At 44.4% G+C, this 21,309-nt stretch carries 17 protein-coding genes; 9 read left to right on the top strand and 8 right to left on the bottom strand.

The features are described from left to right. Positions 1-8: 8 nt before the first annotated feature. Positions 9-1,202: an N-acetylmuramoyl-L-alanine amidase gene (locus GGE08_RS10125; protein WP_179384774.1), complete on the bottom strand. Its 1,194-nt coding sequence runs from the start codon at positions 1,200-1,202 to the stop codon at positions 9-11. A 128-nt stretch (positions 1,203-1,330) separates the two neighbouring features. Here GGE08_RS10125 and GGE08_RS10120 point away from each other — a divergent pair, with 128 nt between their 5' ends. Together GGE08_RS10120 and GGE08_RS10115 are read left to right on the top strand one after the other, a co-directional pair. Further along, a complete protein-coding gene (locus GGE08_RS10120) occupies positions 1,331-4,015 on the top strand; it encodes a putative LPS assembly protein LptD (protein ID WP_179384773.1) in 2,685 nt (894 codons plus the stop codon). A gap of 45 nt (positions 4,016-4,060) precedes the next feature. Next, positions 4,061-4,441, top strand: a complete 381-nt coding sequence (locus tag GGE08_RS10115) for a RidA family protein (RefSeq protein ID WP_179384772.1) — start codon at positions 4,061-4,063, stop codon at positions 4,439-4,441. On the opposite strand, the gene GGE08_RS10110 is transcribed toward GGE08_RS10115, so the two are convergent. The 4 genes from GGE08_RS10110 to GGE08_RS10095 form a co-directional block, all read right to left on the bottom strand. Beyond that, on the bottom strand, positions 4,434-5,285 hold the full coding sequence (locus tag GGE08_RS10110) for an N-acetylglucosamine kinase (protein WP_179384771.1): 852 nt from the start codon (positions 5,283-5,285) through the stop codon (positions 4,434-4,436). The genes GGE08_RS10115 and GGE08_RS10110 overlap by 8 nt on opposite strands. A gap of 79 nt (positions 5,286-5,364) precedes the next feature. After that, positions 5,365-6,366, bottom strand: coding sequence for a type I glyceraldehyde-3-phosphate dehydrogenase (gap, locus tag GGE08_RS10105; RefSeq protein ID WP_179384770.1), 1,002 nt, complete (start codon positions 6,364-6,366; stop codon positions 5,365-5,367). A 22-nt stretch (positions 6,367-6,388) separates the two neighbouring features. Further along, positions 6,389-7,375 carry a 6-phosphofructokinase gene (pfkA, locus tag GGE08_RS10100; RefSeq protein WP_179384769.1) on the bottom strand — a complete coding sequence of 329 codons (987 nt, stop codon included), beginning with the start codon at positions 7,373-7,375 and terminating at the stop codon, positions 6,389-6,391. Positions 7,376-7,506: 131 nt separating this feature from the next. Continuing rightward, positions 7,507-11,973: a translocation/assembly module TamB domain-containing protein gene (locus GGE08_RS10095; RefSeq protein ID WP_179384768.1), complete on the bottom strand. Its 4,467-nt coding sequence runs from the start codon at positions 11,971-11,973 to the stop codon at positions 7,507-7,509. A 72-nt stretch (positions 11,974-12,045) separates the two neighbouring features. Between GGE08_RS10095 and tsaD the strand changes: the two genes are divergently transcribed. From tsaD to GGE08_RS10070, 5 genes are all read left to right on the top strand, one after another. Continuing rightward, positions 12,046-13,074, top strand: a complete 1,029-nt coding sequence (gene tsaD, locus GGE08_RS10090; protein WP_179384767.1) for a tRNA (adenosine(37)-N6)-threonylcarbamoyltransferase complex transferase subunit TsaD — start codon at positions 12,046-12,048, stop codon at positions 13,072-13,074. Between the two features lie 17 nt (positions 13,075-13,091). Next, on the top strand, positions 13,092-13,799 hold the full coding sequence (locus GGE08_RS10085) for a 16S rRNA (uracil(1498)-N(3))-methyltransferase (RefSeq protein WP_179384766.1): 708 nt from the start codon (positions 13,092-13,094) through the stop codon (positions 13,797-13,799). A 65-nt stretch (positions 13,800-13,864) separates the two neighbouring features. Further along, the gene (locus GGE08_RS10080; protein ID WP_179384765.1) at positions 13,865-14,515 is read left to right on the top strand and encodes a DUF4159 domain-containing protein; all 651 of its coding nucleotides are present in this window, start codon (positions 13,865-13,867) and stop codon (positions 14,513-14,515) included. 3 nt (positions 14,516-14,518) lie between these two features. After that, positions 14,519-15,619 carry an AI-2E family transporter gene (locus GGE08_RS10075; protein ID WP_179384764.1) on the top strand — a complete coding sequence of 367 codons (1,101 nt, stop codon included), beginning with the start codon at positions 14,519-14,521 and terminating at the stop codon, positions 15,617-15,619. A gap of 7 nt (positions 15,620-15,626) precedes the next feature. Continuing rightward, on the top strand, positions 15,627-16,811 hold the full coding sequence (locus GGE08_RS10070; protein ID WP_179384763.1) for a THUMP-like domain-containing protein: 1,185 nt from the start codon (positions 15,627-15,629) through the stop codon (positions 16,809-16,811). Positions 16,812-16,858: 47 nt separating this feature from the next. On the opposite strand, the gene GGE08_RS10065 is transcribed toward GGE08_RS10070, so the two are convergent. The 3 genes from GGE08_RS10065 to GGE08_RS10055 all read right to left on the bottom strand — a co-directional run bounded on the left by GGE08_RS10065 (position 16,859) and on the right by GGE08_RS10055 (position 18,837). Further along, complete coding sequence (locus GGE08_RS10065; protein ID WP_409553490.1) at positions 16,859-17,476, bottom strand: M15 family metallopeptidase; 618 nt, start codon at positions 17,474-17,476, stop codon at positions 16,859-16,861. Between the two features lie 107 nt (positions 17,477-17,583). Further along, positions 17,584-18,303, bottom strand: a complete 720-nt coding sequence (locus GGE08_RS10060; protein WP_179384761.1) for a prolyl oligopeptidase family serine peptidase — start codon at positions 18,301-18,303, stop codon at positions 17,584-17,586. 12 nt (positions 18,304-18,315) lie between these two features. Continuing rightward, positions 18,316-18,837 carry a 5' nucleotidase, NT5C type gene (locus GGE08_RS10055; RefSeq protein ID WP_179384760.1) on the bottom strand — a complete coding sequence of 174 codons (522 nt, stop codon included), beginning with the start codon at positions 18,835-18,837 and terminating at the stop codon, positions 18,316-18,318. Positions 18,838-19,043: 206 nt separating this feature from the next. Here GGE08_RS10055 and GGE08_RS10050 point away from each other — a divergent pair, with 206 nt between their 5' ends. Both GGE08_RS10050 and GGE08_RS10045 read left to right on the top strand, forming a co-directional pair. Continuing rightward, the gene (locus GGE08_RS10050) at positions 19,044-19,949 is read left to right on the top strand and encodes an aminotransferase class IV (RefSeq protein WP_179384759.1); all 906 of its coding nucleotides are present in this window, start codon (positions 19,044-19,046) and stop codon (positions 19,947-19,949) included. Between the two features lie 2 nt (positions 19,950-19,951). Further along, positions 19,952-21,241 (top strand): M20/M25/M40 family metallo-hydrolase, encoded by a 1,290-nt coding sequence (locus GGE08_RS10045; protein ID WP_179384758.1) that lies wholly within the window; start codon positions 19,952-19,954, stop codon positions 21,239-21,241. Positions 21,242-21,309: the final 68 nt, after the last annotated feature.

Below are 21,309 nucleotides of genomic sequence, written 5' to 3'. Positions count from 1 at the left end.
AAGCATCGCTACTTCAACGCGGCTGAAACTGGCACCCTTGCCCCATTCTTGTATGCCACGATGTATGATGTGGTATACCCTTTGGCATCGGCGTTTTTCTTCAACTGCTTGGCTTCTTCGTAGGTACTGGCATTACCGTACATATATCGATACATATTCTTATAAGGTTCTTTGGATAACTGGTCCAAACCGTTAAAGTTCTTGGCGTCCAACGGTATGGTTTTTCCACTGGCCATCAACTGGACCTTAAAGATTACCCCTGTACTTTCTACAGGTGCTTTGGTCTGTGGTTCCGTCTGCTTTGTTTTTTCTTCCGGTTGCTTGTCGGCAACAGTAGTAGATTGTTCCGTGGTCTCCTTGGGAATATCCACCGCTACCGGGGTATCTTCCACCTTAAGACTCTCTGCCACCGGAGCCACTGCATAGCCCATTTCTTCTTTGTAGGCCAAGACCGCACTTGCAATCGCCGTTCCCATCTCGCTCTGCCCCTTTTTGGAGTTAAGGTAACTTCCTTCGCTTTTGTTGGATAAAAAGCCTACCTCTACCAATACACTGGGCATAAAGGTCTGATGCAGTACAATAAAACCGGCCTGCTTTACTTTTCTGTCCTTACGTTTGAGCTTTACGGTAAAATTATCCTGAAGCTTTTTTCCCAACAGAATACTCTGGTCCAAGAACTCCTCCTGCATAATGGTCAATCCAATCACGGATTCGGGGGAATTGATATCGTACTCCGCATATCGCTGCTCATAATCATCCTCCAAGTAGATTACGGAGTTTTCCTTTTTGGCCACCTCAAAATTTTGTCGATTGGCATGCAACCCCAGCACATAGGTTTCCGCCCCGTAGGCATCCGAGTTATGGGCATTGCAATGGACGGATACAAATAAATCCGCATTCGCCTGATTGGCAATTTCGCCCCGTTCGAACAAATCGACAAAAGTATCGTCATCCCTCGTATAAATGACTTTTATATCTGGGTGTTTTTTTAGCTCCTCCCCAATTTTCAAAACAATGGCCAGGGCAATTTCCTTTTCCAAGTAGCCGTTCCCAATGTTTCCAGGGTCGTGTCCGCCGTGACCAGCGTCCAAGACCACAATAAATTTATCTTTGGGCCTTACCTCGGTATCATTTTTGTGAAAAGAGGTCAAAGGAAAGACCAGCAAAAGAAATACTAAAAATGTCAACCGACTTTTATTCATAAGAACTGTGTAATTATAGTGTTCGCTATTGGTTAAAAATATCGTAATCACCAATAAGTAGAACAAAAAATATATGTAAGTTTGACCCCAAAACTGAGCCGACCTGTACAAAAATAGGATTTATCACGTTGCAACCAAATAAACATTTTTTACTTTTCCTATTTGTTCTTCTTTGTGGTATCGCTACCTTAAGTGCTCAGGAGGACCCTATTACGCCCTTGCCCATCAAGGCTGTGAAGGATACCATTTTCGCTCCTTTGTTGCCTCCGAACATCCTAAACGATTCCATTAGAACCGACACCACAAACACAGATACCGTGCCAAAAAAACAGCCTTTGTTGTTGGACAAAATCAAATATAAGGCCAAGGATTATGTCAAGCTGAGTCAAAAGGACAACAAAATTTACTTGTACGACGAAGCGGAAATTTACTATCAGGATACGGAACTGAAGGCTGGCGTTATCGTTATGGATTACGTAAAAAATGAGGTCTATGCCGGCCGTATGAAGGATTCCTTGGGCAACTATTCCCAACTTCCCTTTTTTAAGCAGGGCGACAATGAGGTGCGACCGGATTCCATCCGTTTTAATTTTGACACCCAAAAAGCACTGATATGGAACTCGAGGACGGAGCAACAAGCCGGATTGGGGCAACTGGGGAGCGACGCCATGAAGGTGTATGCCGAAAAGACCAAAAAAGAGAACGACTCGGTCTACTTTTTGAACGAGGGTAAACTGACCACCTCCAACGATACGGTGAACCCCGATTACTACATCCGTGTACGAAAGGCCAAATTTGTACCCAAAAAGAAAATCATTGCCGGGTACAGCAATATGTACATCGTAGACGTACCCACCCCTATTGCCATGCCATTTGCCTATTTCCCGTTGACCACGGGCAGGGTGGCCGGTATCCTGTTCCCTACCTTTGGTAACGACCCGAGAAGGGGGTATTTTATCCAGAACGGGGGGTACTATCTTCCTATCAGCGATTATGTAGATCTCAGTATTACGGGGGATTACTATACCAACGGGAGTTACGGGTTTCAGGGAAGGTCCGTTTACACCAAACGTTACAAATACAGCGGCAATATCAATATCAGTTATGAAAATTTGGTGACCAGCCAAAGAGGTTTTGATGATTACAGTCGAACGAGCAACTATAACATTCGTATTTCGCATTCGCAGGATACCAAGGCAAGTCCCAATTCCCGCTTTTCGGCCTCGGTGAATTTGGGCTCCAGTCAGTTCTTTACCAACTCCTTGAACCAGGTAAACCGGAACAATACGCAGACCAACACCTTTGCCTCCTCCATAAGTTATTCCAAAACGTTTCCCGAATACCCTTCGGTGAATACCAGTATTACGCTCAGTCATACACAAAACTCACGTACGCAGACCATCAACATGTCCTTGCCCACATTCCAAGCAAGCATGGAGCGTATTTTTCCCTTTGCCAAACGTGATGAACCCAAAAAGGGTGTTTTTCAAAATATCAACTTTCAGTACGATGTAAACGCCCAAAATAGCATCACCACCACGGAAGAGGAATTTTTTAAAAGTGGTATGTTCGATGATGCGCGAGTGGGTGCGCGACACCGAATTCCCATAGCGACAAACTTTAAATTGGCCAAGTACCTCAGCGTTAGTCTAAGCGGAAACTATGAAGATGTGTGGGCCTTGGAAACCATCCGACGCGAGTTTGATGAAGAATCCGGACTTGTGGTTACCGATACCATTCCGGGTTTCGACCGATTCAACCGTTATAGTTTGGGTACCAGTATCGGCACTACCTTATATGGAACATGGAATTTTGGGGAAGACAAAAAAGTACAGGCCTTGCGCCACGTAATGCGACCTTCCATCAGCTATGGATACACGCCTTCCTTTGAACAATTTTATGAATCCTACACCAACGGAGAAGGTGAAGAGGTACAATACACCCCATTTGAAACCAGTCTTTATGGCCGGCCATCATTGAACAGGGGTAGTTCCATTAGCTTTTCGCTCCAGAATTCGCTCGAAGCTAAGGTTCGTGACAAGGATTCCACGGCAACGGAGCCCAGAAAGGTGAAGATTTTGAGCAACCTCACCTTCAATGCCAGTTATAATTTGGAAGCGGATTCCCTTAAGTTAAGCCCTATCAGCATGAGCGGGGCAACGGAAATCATTAAAAACGTCCCCATCAACTTTGCCGCTACCTTTGATCCCTATGCCATTGACAATAACGGTAGACGCATCAATACCTTGAACATCAATAATGGAGGGGGGATTGCACGTTTGACCAGTGCACGAATCAATACCAGCTTTTCCTTGAACAGCGAAATGTTCCAGAAAGGTGGAGTTAAGGAAAAGAGTGATGAGGAAAAACAGTCGGACTTTAGTGAAAACCCGTTTGCCATTGACGATGTTCGTGGGGAACAATCCCAATTCAATCGTGGAAGAGGCAATAGGGGCAACGACCCCAACCAAGAGCAGCCTTTGTACAATAACAAATTACCGTGGGATGCGCGCTTTACCTATGTGGCCTCCTACAACAACAATAACCGCCAGAACGAAATTACCAACCACTCCATCATGTTCTCCGGGAATATTTCACTTACCCCAAAATGGGAAGTCGGGTTCAATTCTGGTTATGATCTGAAGAACAAAGGATTCGCCGATACCCGTTTCGCTTTTAAAAGGGATTTGGGCAGTTTTAACCTTAGTTTCGACTGGACTCCGTTTGGGAGGTTTGAGCGATGGTATTTCTTTATTGGTATAAAGAGTTCCCTGTTGAAAGACATCAAGTGGGAAAACAGAAGTCAGCCTTGATCGTACCACTTTATTTTTTACCTTCACTGGCATAAATTCCAATGCATGAAAAAAATCATACAGACCACAAAAGCACCGGCTCCCATCGGGCCGTACAACCAAGCCGTACTCATAAAGGATACACTTTACATTTCCGGTCAAATTCCGATTGACCCGGCTACGGGCGAGTTGGTAGAGGGGGACATCCAAAAGGAGACGCGCCAATCCATGGAAAACCTAAAAGCGATACTCGAGGAAGCTGGAATGACTTTTGAGCATGTGATCAAATCCTCGATTTTTATCAAGGATATGAACCAGTTTGCACAAATCAATGAGGTATACGGAAGCTATTTTGACGAAGCCACTGCTCCCGCAAGGGAAACTGTGGAAGTTGCCAATCTTCCGAAATTCGTGAATGTGGAGATATCGATGATTGCCGTTAAATAGTCTCTCTGTGGAATTCCACCAGACCTTCAATGGGTCTGCGGCGGATTACCCCCAAAATCAAATCATTGCGCTCAATACAAGCCGTTAACTCGTCACGCAAAAAGTGGGCAATGCTTCCTACGAAGCTTACAGGCACTTTGGTGGCCAGTTCGTATTGCATAATGTAGTTGTTCACGAACTGCTGCAATCCTTTTTCGATGACGCCTTTGCAATAGGGATGCTCCTTGTTTTCAATAATGAAACGGGCAAAAGTGGCCAAATAGGTGTTAGGGTTGGGCTGTTTGTAAAGGTGTTCCTTGATGACATCTGCATCCAAGTCGTATTCCTTGGCAAATTTCATCCCAAGGTCCTGGGGCATTTTATGGAAATAATAATCCCGGATCAATTTTCGCCCAAAGAAGTTCCCACTACCATCATCCATCAAAATATACCCCAATGAGGTAACTTTTTGGATGAGTTGATGACCATCGTAGTAACTGCAATTGGAACCTGTTCCCAAAATGCAAACGATGCCCTGTCTCCCAATCTTGGTGGTGGAATAAATGGCCGCATAGGTGTCTTCCCTAACCTCAGCTTTGGCATTGGGAAAGAAATCCTTAAAGATGGCCTTTAAAAAATTCTTCATCCTATCGGTACCGCATCCAGCACCATAGAAATACAACTGACGTACTTTTTCCTTGTTCTTGGAAAGCTCAAAATTATTCGCCAACCTATCCTCGATGACCTCTTTGGTCAGCACTTCTGGGCTAAGGCCCAAAGTTTGGGTCACAAATAACTGCTCCCCTTTTTCGTCGAGGGCAATCCAATCCGATTTGGTGGCACCACTATCCACAATCAAAATCATACGTCGAGATTTTTATAGTAAAATCCTGAAGAGGAGGGTATCCTCTTCAGGACAAAATGATAATACTTAAGGTAATTTATTAAAGACTTGCTGCGTGCAAGGCCAAGTCGACCAATTTATTGGAGTAACCAGTTTCGTTATCGTACCAAGAAACCACTTTGAAGAACTTGGAGTTCAATTCGATTCCAGCATCTGCATCAAAAATGGAAGTTCTCACATCGCCCACAAAATCTTGGGACACCACCAACTCATCGGTGTAGCCCAAAATTCCGGACAATTCTCCTTCGGCAGCCGTTTTCATCGCCTTTTTGATTTCCTCATAAGAAGTTTCCTTCGCCAAACGCACGGTCAAATCCACCACAGATACATCGGCAGTAGGTACTCTAAATGCCATACCCGTCAATTTGCCTTCCAACGATGGAATTACCTTTGTTACTGCCTTGGCAGCTCCAGTAGCAGCAGGGATAATGTTCAAAAGGGCACTTCTACCTCCTCTATAATCCTTTTTGGAAGGACCATCCACAGTCAACTGGGTAGCTGTTGTGGCGTGAACTGTTGTCATCAAACCTTCATCGATACCAAAGGCATCATCCAATACCTTGGCGATAGGTGCCAAACAGTTGGTGGTACAAGAAGCGTTGGAGATAATGGTATCCGTAGCTTTAACATCTTTGTGGTTTACTCCCATTACAAACATGGGCGCATCCTTGGACGGAGCAGAGATCACTACTTTTTTGGCACCTCCATCGATGTGGCTTTGCGCCATATCCAAAGTGGTGAAAATACCTGTACATTCCGCTACGATTTCCGCACCGGCTTCGTCCCATTTCAAGTTTTTAGGGTCGCGCTCGGCAGTTACCCTGATTTTTTTTCCGTTTACGATTAAGTTACCATCCTTCACTTCGATGGTACCATCGAATCTTCCGTGTACCGAATCATATTCCAAAAGATATGCAAGGTGTTCTACGTCCAACAAGTCGTTGATGGCAACAACATCCACGTTGTCCCTGTTCACGGTGGCCCTAAAAACCAACCTTCCAATTCTACCGAATCCGTTAATTCCTATTTTCAAATTTGACATGTTTACTTTTTTAGTGTTTACATTAAGTTGTCATTATATCGGAAACTCTGATGAGTTCTTCGTCAATTTCTGTGTGTGCCTTGATGGCTTCGGCCAAGGGTGTCAGCACCAATTTGGTATCCCTAATACCGACCATAAGGTTTGATTTTCCTTCCAAGAGACTTTCCACGGCCTTTACGCCCATTCTACTGGCTAATACCCTATCAAAACAGGTTGGGTTCCCACCTCGTTGCATGTGCCCCAGCACGGACACTCTTACATCATAAATCGGTAAGTGCTGCTCCACATATTCCTTTAGTTCAAAGACGTTTTTACCAATCTTATCCCCTTCGGCAACAATTACGATACTGGACGATTTTCCCGAAGCTTTGCTTCGTTTTAAGGAATCCAAAAGTCGCTCCAGACCTAAGTTTTGCTCCGGTATCAATATTTCCTCGGCACCGGCCCCTACTCCTGCATTAAGTGCGATATGGCCCACATCCCTTCCCATGACCTCAACAAAAAAGAGGCGGTTGTGGGAACTGGCCGTATCACGTATTTTATCGATGGCATCCACCACCGTGTTGATGGCGGTATCGAAACCAATGGTAAAGGACGACCCCAGAATATCATTGTCGATGGTTCCGGGAATTCCTATCACTGGAAAATTATATTCCTCTGTAAACAGCAGGGCCCCCGTGAAACTTCCATTTCCTCCGATTACCACAAAGGCTTGAATGCCTTCCTTGGTCAATTGGTCGTAAGCCTTCTTTCTTCCTTCCTTCGTTCTAAATTCGTCGCAACGGGCAGACTTTAGAATGGTACCTCCCTTATTAATAATGTTGTTCACACTACGGGCATCCAAGGTCTTAAAATCACCTTCAATCATTCCTTGGTAACCTCTGTAAATCCCCACACATTCAATGTTCAAATATGCACAGGTACGGACAACGGAACGAATGGCGGCATTCATTCCAGGAGAGTCTCCGCCAGACGTAAAAACGCCTATTTTTTTAATTTCTGAAGCCATTCAAATTTTTAAGAGGTCAAAGCTAGGAAACTTTATCCAAATTTGGAATGTCTTGATAATTTATTTGATTTGAAAGACTTTCTCAAACGTTTTCGTAAAAAATTAATACAAAAACATTTAAAAATATAAAATTAATGGATGGAATTGGGAAGGTTGACGGGCTTTTCGGAAAAACGAATCAAACTATCCTTTCCCATCACCTGTTCTGGGGGATTCAAGGCTTCTGGTAGATCCTTTTCTTCGGATGGATTTTCCCTTTTGTTGAACACCTTTTGCATAAGCTCCCTAAAACTGTCAAAATCTACCTGATAGGACAAACCTACGCCCTGGGTGTACCCTTGCCGTTCCGCCAAGAACTGCTGTATTTGGTTCTCTCTGTTGAAGATTTTAGCGCTCAGTGTTCCTTCATCGTTCAGCAATATCTGGACTTCCACATCACCGGCGACCACGGTTTCCGACACACCTCCTACCGGCACCCCTACCCTTCCGTTGACCAAGATACGGTCCGAAAGCTGGGTAGACACGGTCACCCCTATCCTATCTTCTGTGGCAATATCGGCATTGGGATCGTTATAGCCCTGCTCATACGAAACCCCAAAGTTGAGTTTATCGTTGTTACCCGCCAAAATCTGATTGAAAAGTCCAGAAGCGGTTTGTATCAGGTTTCCGGTTACGGCCTGTTGGTTGATTCCCCCGGATTGTGGATTTACGAAAGTACCCTGTGCCAACAGGAAGAAGGCATTGCGTTCCAGGATGGTGGGATCTTGCAAGCGGTATTCCAGTTCGGATTGTACCACCGAATTGGTCCCCGGAAATTCAATCCCAAAATTGATATTGGGACTTTCCAATTCACCATCCAACCGTACGACCACCTCTGTGGGAATCCTACCTGTGAAGCCTGCGTTGTCCAAAAGGGGAGCCGGATTGGCATTGAGGGAATACACTGCTTCCAGATTCAACTGAGCCGACAAAGGGTCTTGCTCCCACAAGATACTGCCACCAGGACGCACCTTGAACTTTTTATCGATGACCCCACCGTATTTAAAATTGTATTCCCCGGACACCACAACAAAATCACCGTACATATTGAATTTACCATTGGTGTTGATCTCGATCAACAAAATACCTTCCCCGGTTCCCTTTAGGGAACTCCCTGTGGTTTGATCTACCACGATCTCCACTTCGGCCTCTGGGGTAACGGCAAGATCAAACGCCATTTCGAGTCCTTGGTATTCTTCCAAGACCCTTTCCTCCTCAAATGAACTGTTCTCCCCTTTTTCCAAAAAATTGATGAAGGAGTAGTCTCCAACGCTGGTCACATCGCTCAAAGGAATTTTAAGCGAGGTTCCGGCGGCCGTAGTAGCATCCACCGAAATGGTCATAGCGTCCACAGGACCATAAATACTTCCACTACCATTAATAAACCCTGTGCCGTAATACAAGGATTCTTCATCGTACTCGGTATTTAAGATCATAAAGCGATTATTGTTGGTATCCACATCCAAACCGAGATACCAATCGTCAAATCCGGTATGGCTAATGGTTCCATCCAAGGTAGCAGTAGTCTTTTCCTTTACGTCCGAGAGTTGTACGTTTTCAAAATAAAAGGTCTGATCAAACAATCGCACTTGGGAATAGGGTGCAAAATCGTAGTCCACATTAAGGTATGGGATACCGATTCCAGCATCGTTCAATTGCAGCAGACCGTTAATGGATGGATTTTCAACATTCCCAGTGATAGTGGCATCGCCGGTCACCCTTCCCCTAATATTGGATATGATATCTTCCCCCAATGGGTTGAAAGGTTCCAATGCAAAGTCGGTAAAATTGGCCTTGAGGTCCAGCTCCTGTACATTATTGATGTTGGTTACCTTCCCGTTAACGTTCATGAGTTCTTTGCCGTTGTCGTTGAGCCACGTACTGACTCCAAATTCGGTAAGATCATTATTCCCGTAAATACCGACCTCCAGATCACCTAGGCGTATGTCGTTTACACTAAAGCTTTCAATTTTTAGGCTGGAGGTGGGCAGATAGTTGCCATCTTTTTGAAGGATATTCAGAAAGCCATCTACCTTTCCGTTCATTTTCAAACTGTCAATGGCCGGTGTAACCTTGTCCAGGGACACCAATTTAAATTGCAGGTTCAAATCCTTATAAGTGGAATCGGCAAACTCCCCCCTAAGTCGTATCTGTTCCTCATTATTGTTGTCCATCACTACGTCCTCTATCCGGATACTGTCCAAAGCACTATTAAAAATGACCTTGTTTTTACTGTTCCCATCCTTATTGAGCACCCAAGTATTGCCCTTGAAGCTGACATCCGATTTTTTGAGACCGATCACCGATCGGTTATTTTCATTAAAGGTGTGGTAGAAATTCAGGTTGTAGCTATCGTTGTATTCACTCCCACCCTTAAACTCTGTTCTAAAGAACAGGGTATCCTTCAAGGTGGTATTGATCAAGCTAAAATCCTTGATATCGTAATACACGGTGGACATGTCCTCCACGGAAACGAAGGTATTGAACAAGGGGTTCTTATTGTCGATTTTGAGCTCAATATTATCAAAAGCGTTCCCAAAAGCCTCGATACTTGGGGATTTAAAGGTGAGCTTAAAATCGCTTTGATCGGCCTGAATAGATCCGCGAATAAACGTATTGGGGTCAAAAGTAAGCTCAGGTACGAATACGTCCACAATTTTGTTATAGATCTTAAAATTGAAATCCACATACTGACCTCCTGAGATTTTGAAAGGTTGATAATTGGTGTAGATGCTTCCGATAGAGTTCTGCACCAATTGCCCCAATTCCTTCACCTTAAAATTGCCCCGCATATAGCCTGTAATGATATCGGGGGAGTTGATCTCTATGGTACGAATGGTATCCCGGTCAAAAGTGGAGGTTACGCTGAAATCCTCAAAATAATAGGTGTCGTTTGCATTTTGATACGTGGTGTTGGTGAACTGGAGCTGACCTGCCATATCATCCAAATTGTTCCCCTCAATATCCATATCCACATGCCCTTTGAAGATGGAGATGCTGTCGTTGATAAAATTGAGCTCCTTTAAATCGGCGTAATCCACCGCTGCCACAAAATTGAACTTGTTCTCCCGCTGCCCAAAATTGGCCAATCCTTGGAAGTCAAATCGGAAATTTTCATCATTGCACAACAGGACACCGTCAAACAGTTGGTTTCTCAAAATACCCGTGACCTTTATTTTGTTGTACTCGTAGTTATTGAACTCAAATTTGTAGACGTCACCCGACACCTCGGTATTCAAACTTTCGGCAACAAATCCCTTTCCTTCCACGTTCATATCCATGGAGGCCAGTCCCAGATTATCATTGTCTATAAATTCCCCAAGATTAAAATCGATCAAGGAAATAAAACCGATGTAGGAGGCGTCCTCAATCGTCTGCACATTGGTCATCTGTAGATCTACGTAGCTACTGCCCACGGCAGTGTTCAGGTTTACGGTCACATCAATGGAGGTTTCGGTGATCTCCGTTTCACCCCTTACCGTAAATTGCCCCAGTTTTTGTACAGACTCTGGGATGTTCCTTCCCAAAATTTGTGGCAGAATGCTACGCAATTGATAATAACTTGAGGTAAGATTATCAATATCCCCGCGCAACACAAATGGTGCCTGCTCGCTAAAAATATTGTCGAACCTAAAATCGCCGCGAATACCTGTGTTGTCGGTAAAAAGAAACAGATCGTCTACCTGCAATTGGTTGAGCACTCCACTGAAGTTACCGGTAAAGTTTACAATCTTGTCCTGTCCAAATTCATCAAAAAAGGCATTGACCTCATTGAGTGCTACCTTGGAATCCGTAAAATTGGCGTCGATATTGACGAGGTCAACAAAGTTGGCCAAATCTTCACGATTGTAGTTGAACACCAAATTGCCCTGCAGCTCGGATTGTTCCGTATTGATAAAAAGGGAATCAAAACGCATCTGCTCCTTGGTGTACGCAAAATCAGCAGCGAAATTTTTCAAACGGATGCCCCGTTTGGCCAAAGTGGATAGGTCATTGATCTTCAGGGACACATCAGGGCCCAAAATTTGAAAATCGGACGCTGTAATCTCTATCTCGGAAAAGTTCAGCGTTTCCGGCTTCTCCAGATTTTCATCGATCAAACGGAACTTGCCATTATGGATTTGTATTTCATCCGAGGACATAAAAAAGGGCGGTGTTCCGGGGTCGCGTGGTTTTCCATCATCCAATTTATCCACAAAAACATCCAAATTGGTATCGCTTTCCCCTTCGTAAGTCTTCAAGTTGAACACCAGACCGTCCAATTCCATTTCTCCAAACTCCATTTTGTTGTTGGCCATATTTCGGAGGTTCAAAATGGAGGTAGAAACCTTGTGGATATAGATCAAGGTGTCCTTTTTGTAATCCTCCACATAAATGCCCTTTAGTCCAGCGTTGAGATTAAAGAGGGAAACACTGACCCGCTCGATCTGGATGTTGGTACCGAAGGATTCGTTCAGTGAATCCGTCGCATATTTTCCCAGTCTTGTCTGTACGGCCGGCAATGAAAGAATCAATGAAGCCAACACCAACAGCAAGACAATGGCCAAAAGGAAGCGCAACAGTATTTTTCGAAGTTTTTTGATAGGGTTTTTATGTTTTACCTTTGATGACCAATTTTTGTTCCAAAACCTGTGGAGAAATCAAAAAAATATATTCTTTCCATCGAATCATCCTGTGATGATACATCGGCTGCCGTACTTTGCAACAAAAAAGTACTCAGTAATGTAGTGGCTACACAGGAAATCCACAAGCAATATGGAGGTGTTGTCCCAGAGTTGGCTTCAAGGGCGCATCAACAAAATATCGTTCCCGTGGTCCACCAAGCCTTGGCCAAGGCAAATATCGACAAAAAACAACTATCTGCCATAGCTTTTACAAGAGGTCCGGGACTTATGGGTTCTTTATTGGTCGGAACCTCCTTTGCCAAATCCCTGGCCTTGGGTCTGGACGTCCCTTTGATCGAAGTAAACCACATGGAAGCGCATATTTTGGCACATTTTATAGACGATGGCGACCAACAAACGCCTTCGTTCCCCTTTTTGGCCATGACCATTAGCGGTGGGCACACCCAAATCGTAAAAGTCGTCGACCACTTTAACATGGAGGTACTGGGAGAAACCTTGGATGATGCCGTGGGAGAGGCTTTCGACAAAAGTGCCAAATTAATGGGGCTTCCCTATCCCGGTGGGCCGCTAATAGACAAATATGCCCAACTGGGCAATCCGCACGCCTTTGAGTTTCCCAAACCCAAAGTAGACGGATTGAATTTTAGCTTTAGTGGACTCAAAACAAGCATTCTCTACTTTTTACAACGGGAGACCCAAAAGGATGCTGATTTTGTTTCCAAAAATATCAACGATATCTGCGCATCGGTCCAGTATACCATTCTGGAAATTTTGATGGATAAGCTCCAAATGGCAGTGGACCAGACAGGTATACGCCAAGTGGCCATAGGAGGTGGCGTGGCGGCCAACTCTGGCATACGGCAAAGATTGAAGGATGCCGAAGAAAAGTTGGGATGGAGCACCTTTATCCCTAAATTTGAGTATTGCACAGACAATGCAGCCATGATCGGTATAGTAGGTTACCTTAAATATGAAAAAGGCACCTTTACCGACCAGAGCATCGCCGCCAAGGCAAGATATGCCATCGGCGGTTAATTTATAAAACCTTTGCTATGCAGCTTTTTTACAATGCCACCCTGGACAATAGTGCCAAACAGTTTACCTTTCCGCCCGATGAGAGCAAACACATTGTAAAGGTGTTACGAAAATCCGAAGGGGACGTGCTGCACATTACCAACGGAAAGGGGTACTTATTTGAGGCAAAGATCTTGGATGCTGACCAAAAAAAATGCCGGGCAGAAATCATTTCACAACAAAAATCGATTCCAAAGCGGTACCATTTGCACTTGGCGGTGGCCCCGACAAAGATGAACGACCGTTACGAATGGTTCCTGGAAAAAGTGACAGAAATCGGGGTGGATGAAATCACCCCAATTATTTGCGACCATTCCGAACGCAAGACGCTCAAATTGGAACGAATGGAGCGAGTATTACAAGCTGCCATGAAGCAGTCCCTGCAAACTGTACTGCCCAAAATAAACCCACCCATATCCTGTCGGGAGTTTTTGGAATCCAACGAAACCCTCGGTTACAGATTTATTGCCCATTGCCAAAATGGGGATAAAATGGAATTGAAACGACGTGTAATCGCCGATAACGACCTAACCATTCTCATAGGCCCCGAAGGGGATTTCTCGAAAGGGGAAATTGATCTTTCCAAAGAAAAGGGATATATTCCAGTATCCTTGGGCAGAAATAGGTTACGGACAGAGACGGCCGCCATTGTGGCCTGTACCACCGTGGCCATCATCAACAACTAATACTTCACATTATCCATATTACAAAGGAATACGCTATTTTTGAAGGTAAGGTCAATCACTAGTACATGAACAAACGAACATTTTTGATATGCTTGCTCTTTTGCTGCTCGCTATCCTTGGCATACGCGCAACAAGTGGCCATCCTAAAATATGGAGGTGGCGGTGATTGGTATTCCAACCCTACAGCTTTGCCCAATTTGATTGCATTTTGCAACACCCATATCGATACCAAAATCGACCCAGAACCGGAAACCGTGGAGGTGGCAAGTGTCTCCATTTTCAAATACCCTTATTTGCACATGACCGGACACGGAAATGTTTTTTTCAACGATGAAGAGGTCCAAAATTTGCGTACCTACGTGCTCTCGGGCGGTTTTCTTCATATTGATGATAATTACGGCATGGAACCCTATTTGCGTCGGGAACTGGAAAAAGTGTTTCCCGAAAGGCCCTTGGAGGAACTGGGTTCGGATCACCCCATCTTCAATCAAAAGTTCAAGTTTCCCGAAGGATTGCCCAAAATCCATGAACACGATGGCAAGCGACCACAGGCCTTTGGCATTTTTGAAAAAGGAAGGCTCATATTGCTCTACACCTATGAATGTGATTTAGGGGATGGTTGGGAAGATCCCGCCGTACACAACGACCCGGAAGACATCCGAATCAAAGCGCTACAAATGGGCGCCAATATTATGGAATACGCCTTTAAAAGCTAAGCAATGAACGCAAAGATTATCGCAAACGGAATATTACGGGCAGTTGCAATCATAGTAGGCGTTGTCCTCGTAGGATGGTTTTTCTACAAAATCCAATCCGTATTGGTCTATTTGGCCATTGCAGCCGTGCTTGCGCTATTGGGCAGACCCATAGTGCTTTTCCTGCGCAGAAAACTAAAATTCCCCAACACCTTGGCGGTAGTGGTGACCATGGTATTGATGCTTTCCCTGTTCTTGGGGATACTTGCCTTATTTATTCCTTTGGTGGCCGAGCAGAGCAAAAACCTATCGCTGTTGGACATTGAGGCCCTCAAAGCAGACTTGAACACCCTCTACATCCAAACTCTAGAGTATTTTGGAGCCTCCACAGGCAGCGTAAACAACCTTTTAGACGAATCCAAAATCGAGGAAAATATGCTACAAGGACTCGATTTGGGCTTTATTCCCAATTTTTTGAATACCATCGTAAATACATTGAGCAATTTTAGTGTTGGCCTTTTCTCGGTTCTCTTCATCACCTTTTTCTTCTTAAAAGACAGCAAACTGATGCAAAATGGTATCCTGACCTTTGTGCCCAATGACAAGGAAAGTAATTTGGTGACCTCCATCGACAAAATAAACAATTTGCTTTCCCGATATTTCGCAGGCATCCTTTTACAATTGTTCATCCTCTTTGTGATCTATACGATTTCATTGTTCATCGTGGGAGTGGAAAACGCGATAGTTATCGCTTTTCTTTGCGCCTTGTTCAACATCATACCATACATCGGTCCCATCATCGGAGGGGTCACCATGATTATCCTAACCATGACCAGTTTTATCGATGCGGATTTCAGTACGGTGATTTTGCCCAAAGCGCTTTATGTTTTTATTGGTTTGACCATTGGCCAACTCATCGATAATTTCTTTTCACAACCCTTTATTTTTTCCAAAAGCGTAAAATCGCACCCCTTGGAAATCTTCTTGATCATTATCATCGCGGGATTGCTTTTTGGGGTCGTGGGAATGGTGGTCGCTGTGCCCGGATATACCGCCATAAAGGTGATTTTGAAGGAGTTTTTGGCCGAAAATTCTTTTGTGAAGAAGTTGACCAAAAATTTATAGCAAAAGTTTGAATAAACTTATCTTAAATACTGGTATACAGGATTATATCAATAATTATTTGATTACTGACATCCTGACAGTTCTGTTGGCAAAACCTGTTTTCGAGGGGGTTTCCCAAAAAGAATTGGCCCAACAGATTGAAGCCAAAAAAAAGTGCAAGGACAAACTCCCAACCTGGTTTGAAAAACCGGGCATCTACTACCCCAACAAGCTGCACATCGAACAAACAAGCTCTGAGATTACGGCTCGATACAAATCGCAATTGGTAAGTGGGAAATCGCTCATAGACCTTACCGGAGGATTGGGGGTTGACACCTACTTTTTCGCGCAACAAATTCCTGAGGTTTTCCACTGTGAAATCAATCAAGAACTGAGCGAAATCGCCTCTCATAATTTCAAGGTTTTGGAGCAGGAGCATATTGCCTGTCAAGCTGAGGATGGCATTACTTTTCTGCAAAATTCAAAGCAAGGATTCGACTGGATTTATGTAGATCCATCGCGTAGGGATGATGCCAAAGGGAAAGTGTTTTTGTTGCAAGATTGTCATCCTGATGTTTCCAAACATTTGCCACTTTTCTTTGAAAGGGCCTCGCACCTTTTGATGAAGACATCACCCTTATTGGACATCAAACAAGCTATTGAGACTTTGGAATCCGTAAAAGAAGTCCATGTGGTCGCTGTACAGAACGAGGTGAAGGAACTGCTCTTTTTACTAGAAAAAGGATATGAGGGTCGGGTTCATATCAAGACCAGGAACATACAGCCCGATCATACCGAATCCTTTGATTTTATTTGGGAAGATGAAGCAGTGCGCACCATCGCATATGAGAAACCCTCCGCTTATCTGTACGAACCCAATGCAGCTGTTCTGAAATCAGGGGGATTCAAAAGCGTGGGCAAGGCATATGGGGTTTATAAATTGCATCCCCACTCCCATTTGTATACCTCCAAATCACTCTTGGAGTTTCCGGGAAGAAGGTTCAAAATTGAAAGCGTGGTGCCTTATTCCAAAAAGGCAATGAAATCCCTTCCTATCAACAAGGCCAATGTTACTACGCGAAACTTTCCACAGTCCGTGGCAGAACTGCGAAAAAGACACAAAATCAAGGATGGTGGGAATCGCTATATTTTTTTCACAAAAACCTTGAACGACTCATTAATCGTGGTGGATTGCACAAAAGTTGCCGATTGATTTCGCATAGTGAGTTAATTCTGGAACGGTTTCCTTGTTGGGGGAGATCAGTCTTCACACTCCCATTTAAAATTGGTCACGCTATCATTGGACGCCGCTGAGAGGTTGTAGTGCCACCATTCGGTTCTAATGGACCAAAATCCGTGGTCTTCCATGGTCTCTTTTAACAATTTTCGGTTGTCGAGTATTTCTTGGGGCAAGTCCATATTATCGTGATAGGCCCGCTTTCCGAAGTAGTCAAAATCAGTACCCATGTCCAGTTCGTTGCCCTCCATATCCACTAGGGTAATATCCACCGCACCGCCTTTATTATGGATGGAACCTTTGTCAGGATTGGCGACATACTGCGGATTGGGGACAATTTCCCACATTTTGTACTGTACCGAATTGGGACGATAGCAATCAAAGAACTTGATCTTGACCCCTTGCTCCATAAAATCGGCATTGGCCGCGATCAAAGCCTTGGCGGTCTTTACACGGGTATAACATTCGGCACAATCGTAGACTTTGGCCTTTAAAAAATTGTTTTCCGTGGCATATCGCATGTCGTAGGCAAAATCAGCACTAAAATCGGCCAAGCGAACAAACGTGGTATCGGCAAGTCCTTCGAAGGTTTTTAAAACAGGTGCTTTATCTACAACCGTGTCCGCAGCAAACGAATCCATTTTGATTTCCGATGCAGTTTGAGGCTTTTCTACCTCGGTTTTGTGTTTAGACCGACAGCATACTATCAGTCCAAGTAGTAATACAACTAGGGAATATTTCATCTTTCTTAATGCTTTCGTTTTTGATTTGCAAGCCAAGTATACAGTGAGTCCGTGGTATAGGCCCGGTCCCAAGCATTGTGTCCTACGCCTTTATATCTGGTATATCGGACGTCGTGCCCCATGTCTCGCAATTTAGCCACCATTTTATCGGACTCTTCCACATCAATGACATCGTCTTGATCGCCATGGAACACCCAAATAGGCATTTCTTGGTCTATCCAGTGTGCATAGGGCAAAGGTGTCATCCCGCACACCACGGCCATGGCGGCAAACTTATCCGGATATTGCGTAGCAAGCTCCCAAGCGGCACTTCCTCCCCTGCTCAGCCCTGATAGATAAATCCTGTTTTTGTCCACTCTGTTCATCCTTGTAACGGAATCGAGCAATTGAATGACCGCTTCGGTATTCCACCATTTTTTGGCGTGGGAATTTTGCGGGGCCAGTATCAAAAATGGAAATTGCTTGCCTTCGGCCAGCATTTTGGGCGGACCTGTATCCTTTATTTCCTCCAGCGCCCTACCCGATTCACCACCTCCGTGAAGAAAAAGCAACAGTCCAAAGGTTTCCTCCGAATCAAAATAATGTTCGGGATAGTACAAATAGTATTTTAAATTCTCCTTGGTTACGGTTTCCAGCTCATCGGCCACCAAATGGGATTGGGCGGCACAGGCCTGAAACATTATCAAACCAACCAAAAGTAAAAGCTTTCCCAATTTATTCCCCATTGCGTTCACAAGTTACAAAAGTTTATCGGCGATATCGCGCCAAGTATCCGCCCGCTCAAAGGTTTTGACCTCGGTATTGTGGGGCGAAGTGAACATAATGGACCGGCCATCAAAAAAGCCCAGGTTTTTGCTTCGGTCATCGATGAGCACATCGCCTTTGAGCACATGCTTATTCCCGCACAATATTCGATTTTGCCATGGGATAAAGGGGAAAAATTGGTCCAACCAATCGGATTTTTCCCGAAGCGATTGTGGAAACTCCATCGCCGCGGATGCGATGTAGACTTCGTGCTTTTTGCTCAATGCTTCCAACACGTCCTGACTGCCATCGATGACTTTCAAATTTTTGAAAAAGCCATCGCGGTGTGTATGGTCTCTCACCGATTGTTGATGCTCCTGCGGGACACATTGCCAAAACTCCCTGCCCATGCATTCTTCGGCTGTAAATTGGGCATCAAACTCTTGGTTATAAATATCGATATGGGCTTGATAGGCATCTGCGATAACCTCGTCCATATCCACAAAAATGATCATAAGCGCTCTTTTTTGGTGAAGTACGGGAAAAGTGAACAAAAATGAAAACCTTCCAGACAAATACCCATTATTCCAACTGGATGTCATCGGTGGTCAACTCCAAAAGTCCTCTATCAAACTTTGATACTAAATTTTCAGTTAAGGGGAATAACGGTTAACTTCACAGTTTTTGAACATCAACCTTTTTTACGTAAAGCTGCTAAACTATGCTGCCCCAAGGAAAGTTTCCTCCCAAAGTGTTTATCAATGGTGAAATCCATTCATCCGAAGAAGCACGAATATCGGTATTTGACCGTGGTTTTTTGTTTGGGGATGGTATTTACGAAGTCATGGTGCAGTTGGAAAACGGCATTTTTTACAAAAAAGCACATCTCGACCGATTACAAAATAATTTAAATAAAATCCATATTGCTTTTAACGTGAAAGAAGTTGAGCGCAATCTGGAACCCCTGTTTCGGGCCTCTGGACTGGTGGATAAGTCTTGTTTGATCTACATGCAGGTAACCCGAGGTATTGCTGCCCGAAAACATGCGTATCCAAAGGAAGCAACTCCCAGTGTGATGATGTATGCACTACCCTATGCATTGCCCAAGGTCAACCCCAACAAAATGAACGCTATTTTGGTACCCGATGTCCGATGGCACCGTTGTGACATCAAATCGGTTTCGTTGTTGGGAAACATTATGGCCAATGAGGCAGCCATGAACAATGGTGTCGATGAGGCCGCCTTGGTTCGGGACGGGGTTATCACCGAAGGTTCCCATACCAATATCTTTTTCGTAAAAGACGGGACAGTGATTACCCACCCGGCCAATGAACACATCCTGAATGGTGTTACCCGAATGATTGTAATTCAACTTTGCCATGAGCTGGGAATTCCTGTATTGGAACAAGCCGTGATCGAAAATGAAATTGAACAAATGGACGAAGCCTTCTTTACGGGTACCACCACACAAGTGGCTGCCATTGCAAAGCTTGGGAATCATGTGTATTTTCACGGAGAACAGGTTGGCGCAGTGACCCTTAGGTTACAGCAAGCATTTGGCAAGCTAAGATCGAAAGAGACTTCAGCTCTCACATTTGAAACATATATCAACCCACAAACTATTTGACTATGAATAAATTACTATTTGCCCTTACCTGTGGCCTGGGCCTATTTTCCATGACCATAACGGCTCAGGAAATTGAAAAAAAATATACCAAAGAAGTAGACCGCTTGGCCAAAAATAAGAAAGTGGAAGAGGCTTTTGGATATATCAAATCACAAAAGGATGCCACCACTCAGGATTTGATCACCTTAACAGAGATTTTGGCACCGCCTTTTATGGAAACAGAGCGAGGCAAAGTGTTTGCCCAGATGTTGGAGGCAGCTGGTGTGGACAGTATTTGGACAGATAAGGTGGGCAATGTCATTGGATTGCGAAAAGGTGTTTCCGGAGCATCGGGTTATATTGGGGTGGATGCGCATTTGGACGTGGTTTTTCCGGAAGGTACGGATGTGACCGTAAAAAAAGTTGGAGACACCCTTAAAGCTCCTGGAATCGGGGACGATACCCGAGGCTTGGCCATGCTGATCAGTATGCTCAAGGCCATGAACAAGGCAGAAATCAAAACCGAAAAAGATTTGCTTATTGTTGGCACCGTAGGTGAGGAAGGACTGGGAGACCTGCGTGGTATGAAGTATATGTTCAACGAATCGGGGTTGGATATCGATGCATGGATTGCCATCGATGGTGGAAGTTTAGGACGAATCAGCAATGCGGGACTGGGTTCCAAGCGTTATAAATTAATGGTCAAGGGGCCAGGAGGTCATTCTTGGGGTGCTTTTGGCTTAGCCAATCCGCATCACGCCTTGGGCAAGGCTATCGATATTTTTTCCAAAGCTGCATGGGAATATACATCAACGCATAGTCCAAAAACCAGTTTTAATGTGGGCCGTATTGGAGGCGGAACTTCGGTGAATTCCATTCCTTTTGAGTCGTGGATGGAAGTTGACATGCGGGCCATTGACCCAAAGAACCTCGACGAAATCGAGATTGTTTTTAAGGAATCCGTAGCAAAGGCCATAAAAGAATACAACGCAAGCGGTATTCGTGGCGAAGTTACGTATGAACTCATTAAAATTGGAGATAGACCCTCTGGTGAGTTACCGGCAACGCTTCCGTTGATACAACGAGCCATGGCAGCAACCCAACATTTTGGTGTAAAACCCAGTTTGGGACGTGGTTCCACAAACATCAATATTCCAGTAGCCAAGGGCATTCCCGCGATTTGTATTGGACGTGGTGGCCAAGGAGGCGGTGCGCATTCCTTGCATGAGTGGTTCCTGAACGATGAGCCGGGCGACGAATCCATTCAATTGGCTTTATTGATCACGCTCTCTCAAGCGGGACTCGCCAGGTAAACCCATAAAAAAAGGTTTGTTCTAAGGGAGAACAAACCTTTTTTTTAATCTAAAATCAAGTTTTCTTA

The sequence above is a fragment of the Allomuricauda sp. ARW1Y1 genome (genome assembly GCF_013407935.1).
Classification (GTDB): domain Bacteria; phylum Bacteroidota; class Bacteroidia; order Flavobacteriales; family Flavobacteriaceae; genus Flagellimonas.
This window is presented reverse-complemented; position numbering and strand designations above follow the sequence as displayed.